The 3,618-nt window shown below is 60.2% G+C and carries 3 protein-coding genes; 1 reads left to right on the top strand and 2 read right to left on the bottom strand.

Annotation, left to right across the window (positions count from 1 at the left end):
• Window positions 1-47 precede the first annotated feature (47 nt).
• Together AC1DLB_RS24740 and plsB are read right to left on the bottom strand one after the other, a co-directional pair.
• The gene (locus AC1DLB_RS24740; RefSeq protein WP_007940472.1) at window positions 48-737 is read right to left on the bottom strand and encodes a DUF4197 domain-containing protein; all 690 of its coding nucleotides are present in this window, start codon (window positions 735-737) and stop codon (window positions 48-50) included.
• 45 nt (window positions 738-782) lie between these two features.
• Entirely contained in the window at window positions 783-3,287 is a 2,505-nt protein-coding gene (plsB, locus tag AC1DLB_RS24745) for a glycerol-3-phosphate 1-O-acyltransferase PlsB (RefSeq protein ID WP_258612643.1), read from the bottom strand.
• Between the two features lie 237 nt (window positions 3,288-3,524).
• Between plsB and AC1DLB_RS24750 the strand changes: the two genes are divergently transcribed.
• On the top strand, window positions 3,525-3,618 hold a 94-nt coding region (locus AC1DLB_RS24750; protein WP_477785818.1), incomplete at its 3' end, for a cold shock domain-containing protein.

The raw sequence follows: 3,618 nt of genomic DNA on the forward strand, positions 1-3,618 counted from the left end.
GCGGCATTCCGACAAGCCCCCTCGCCACAGGCCCGCTGCCAGTGGGTTTAGAGTGTGCCGAAAACTTTCTTCGCCAAACTGGTCGCCGCTGCCGCAGGGTTCTTGCGAATGGTTTCTTCCTGTTTGCCAATCATCTCGAACAACCCGTTCAACGCCTGCTCGGTGACGTAGCTTTCGATGTTGGCATTTTTCGCATCCAGCACACCCAGCGTCGCGGCTTGCCCGGCGAACGCGTTGTATTGCTGAGCCAAACCCACCTGGTCGGTGGCTTGCTTGACGATCGGCAAGAACTTGGTACGGATCTGTTCGCGGCTGGTTTTGCTCAGGTACTGAGTGGCCGAATCCTGGCCGCCGCTGAGAATCCCCTTGGCATCTTCCACGGTCATCTTCTTCACCGCATCCACCAGAATCGGCTGAGCCTGCGTTACCGCCGCTTCAGCTGCCTTGTTCATGCTGGTTTCCAGTTGATCGACCTGATCGCCCATGCCGAACTGTTTCATTTTCTTGGCGACCTTGCCCAGTTTTCCCGGCAGTTCGATTTTCACGTCCGGGTTGTTGCTGAAGCCGCCGGGTGTGCCCAGTTGTTTGACGGCCAGCTGCGCGCCTTGGGTCAGGGCGTCCTTGAGCCCGCCGGTGGCGTCTTGTTGCGACAGGTCACTGAGTGACAGTGCCAGGGCGTTGGCGCAGATCATCAAGCCTGCGCACAGGCCGGCGAAGCGAAGGGTAGGGCGGAGCATGGTGGCTTCCTTGTTCGTAAATAAGGTTGGGAACGATGTTGAAATTTAGTCGGTTTGCGCCGCCGTCGCGACTTGGTCCGCCGCATCTTCACTGCGATGCAGTGCCACCTGACGGATCGACAAGCGAATCTCCGCTGGCAGCACCCGCTTGGCGGCGCCTTCGGCCAGTTCACCCAGCAGTTCGTGGTAGCTCAGCTTGCCGGCTTCGTCGCGGCGCAGCACGTCGAGGTCCAGCATTGTCTGGATGAAATGACGGAACAGGCTCTTGTCGAAGAACTCCGGGGCGTTCAGGCCGTGGAGGATCGACAGGCGCTGGGCCATGACGGTGCACAGGTCTTCCAGTTCTTCGGCGCTGATGCTGTTCTGGCCGCTGTTGAGCAGCAGGGAAACGGTCATGTAGAAGCGCTGCAAGGTCTGGGCAATGCTTTTCGACAGCAGCGTCAGCAATACGAAATGCCGCGAACTTGGTGCCGGGCGCAGGTACACGTCCTTCTCGAAACGCAGCAGGCCTTGCTCGACGAAGGCTTCGAGCCACTGATCGATCACGCCATCGAGTTCGTCCAGTGTCCAACGAATGAACAGCTCCGATTGCAAGTACGGGTACAGCGCACGGGTGTAGCGCAGGATCTGCTCGCGGCTCATGCGCGACGCGCTCTGGAAGAAACTCGCCAGCAGCGACGGCAACGCGAATATGTGCAACACGTTGTTGCGGTAGTAGGTCATCAGGACGGCGTTTTGTTCGTCCAGGTACAGAATCTTGCCCAGCGCATCGTTCTGCTCAGACAGCAGGTTCATGTCCTTCACATGTTCGATCAGCGCGCGGCCGTCACCGTCCGGCAGGGTGGTGTGCGGCGAGTAGGGAACCTTGCGCAACAGCGCCAGATACAAATCGAGCACCCGCGCCATGGCGCGATCGTCCAGGGCCAGGCGGCTGGTGGACAGCAGCGCCAGGGCTACCAGATTCACCGGGTTGATCGCCGCCGCTTCGTTCAGATGCTGCGCGACTTTCTCGCCAAGGCGGTTGGTGGTTTCGTTGAGCCAGGCCGGTTTGAATTGCGGGCCGTGTGCCTGTTGGCGCCAGTCTGGCTGTTCGCTGTCGAGGAACTCCGCCAGTTTGATCGGCTCACCGAAGTTCACCGCGACCTGACCGAAACGCTGTTTGAGCGCGCCGATGACTTTGAAGATGTCGAAGATCGATTCTTTCTTCTTGCTCGCGCCACGCAATTCGCCGAGGTAGGTGCGGCCTTCCAGCACGCGCTCGTAACCGATGTAGACCGGCACGAACACGATCGGCATGCGCGAYGAACGCAGGAAGCTGCGCAGCGTGATCGCGAGCATCCCGGTTTTCGGTTGCAGCATGCGCCCGGTGCGTGAACGGCCACCCTCGACGAAGTACTCGACCGGGAAACCTTTGGTGAACAGAGTGTGCAGGTATTCGTTGAACACCGAGGTATAGAGCGGATTGCCCTTGAAGGTGCGGCGCATGAAGAACGCACCGCCGCGACGCAACAGACCGCCGATCCCCGGCATGTTGAGGTTGATCCCGGCGGCGATGTGCGGCGGGGTCAGGCCGTTGCGGAACAGCAGATAGGACAGCAGCAGGTAGTCGATGTGGCTGCGGTGGCAGGGGACGTAGATCACTTCGTAACCCGGGGCGACCTTTTGCACGCCTTCGATGTTGTTGACCTTGATCCCGTCGTAGATCTTGTTCCAGAACCAGCTCAGCACCACTTCCATGAAGCGGATCGCGGTGTAGGTGTAGTCGGAGGCGATTTCGTTACCGTAGCGCAAGGCCTGGGCCTTGGCTTTTTCCGGGGAGATGTTTTCGCGCTCGGCTTCGTCGAGGATCGCTTGCTTGACCAGCGGCTGGTTGAGCAGGCCTTTCACCAGGTTACGCCGGTGGGAAATGTCCGGGCCGATCACCGCGGCTTTCAGATTGCGGAAGTGCACCCGCAGAATCCGCTGGGCCATGCGCACCGTGCGCTCGTGGCCCTTGTTGTGTTCGATCAGTTCGCGCAGATGGATCGGCGCCGAGAACTGCACCCGGGTCTTGCGCCCCAGCACGATGATGCTCAGCAACCGGCGCAACCGTCCGGTGACCGCCCAGCTGTCGGCGAACAGCAGCTTCCATGGGCTCGACTCGCTGTCTGGCGACTGGCCCCAGAACACGCTGACCGGGATGATCTGCGCGTCTTCGGCGGCGTTCTGGCTCAGGGCGCTGACCAGACGGGTCAGGGTTGGCGGCGCACCGCGCTTGTCCTGACGGCCGAGCCAGTCGGGATCCGGTGTCAGGTAAAAGAACGCGGCGGGCTCCACCAGCGCACCCACTGATACCGGCAATACCGGACGGGGCAGGCCGGCCTTGCTGCATTCGGTATCGACCACGGCAAGGTCGGTCAGCGAAGGATTTTGCAGGACGTAGAACACCGGCCGGCTGCGGTCGAGGTTAAGGGTGAACGACGACTGGTTGATCGTCTCTGAGCGAACCCAGAGGTACAGCAGTCGGCGCAGGGTGCCAAACACAAGACGGCGGAACGGGGAGCGGGTCATACGGCTTCTGCGTGAGTGAATAAAACCGAGCGTTTGCTCGGGCGGGCGATAGTGTGCCGGATTCATCGAAAATCGGCAAAAAAGCAGCGAAGTAAACTCCTGTTGAGAGTTTTCGCACCTGTCATATACTCGGCGGTCTGTCGCCGGGGCCCTTCAATGGACGTCGGATGCAGGCTGACGTTCCTCAAGGCTTTCCTGCGAAAAGCCCATTCAATAATAAAAAGGGAGTATGAACAGATGGCAACACGCGAAACCGGCAACGTGAAGTGGTTCAACGACGCCAAGGGTTATGGCTTCATTCAGCGCCAGGACGGGGTGGACGTGTTCGTGC

Source organism: Pseudomonas sp. 05N434 (assembly GCF_056396965.1).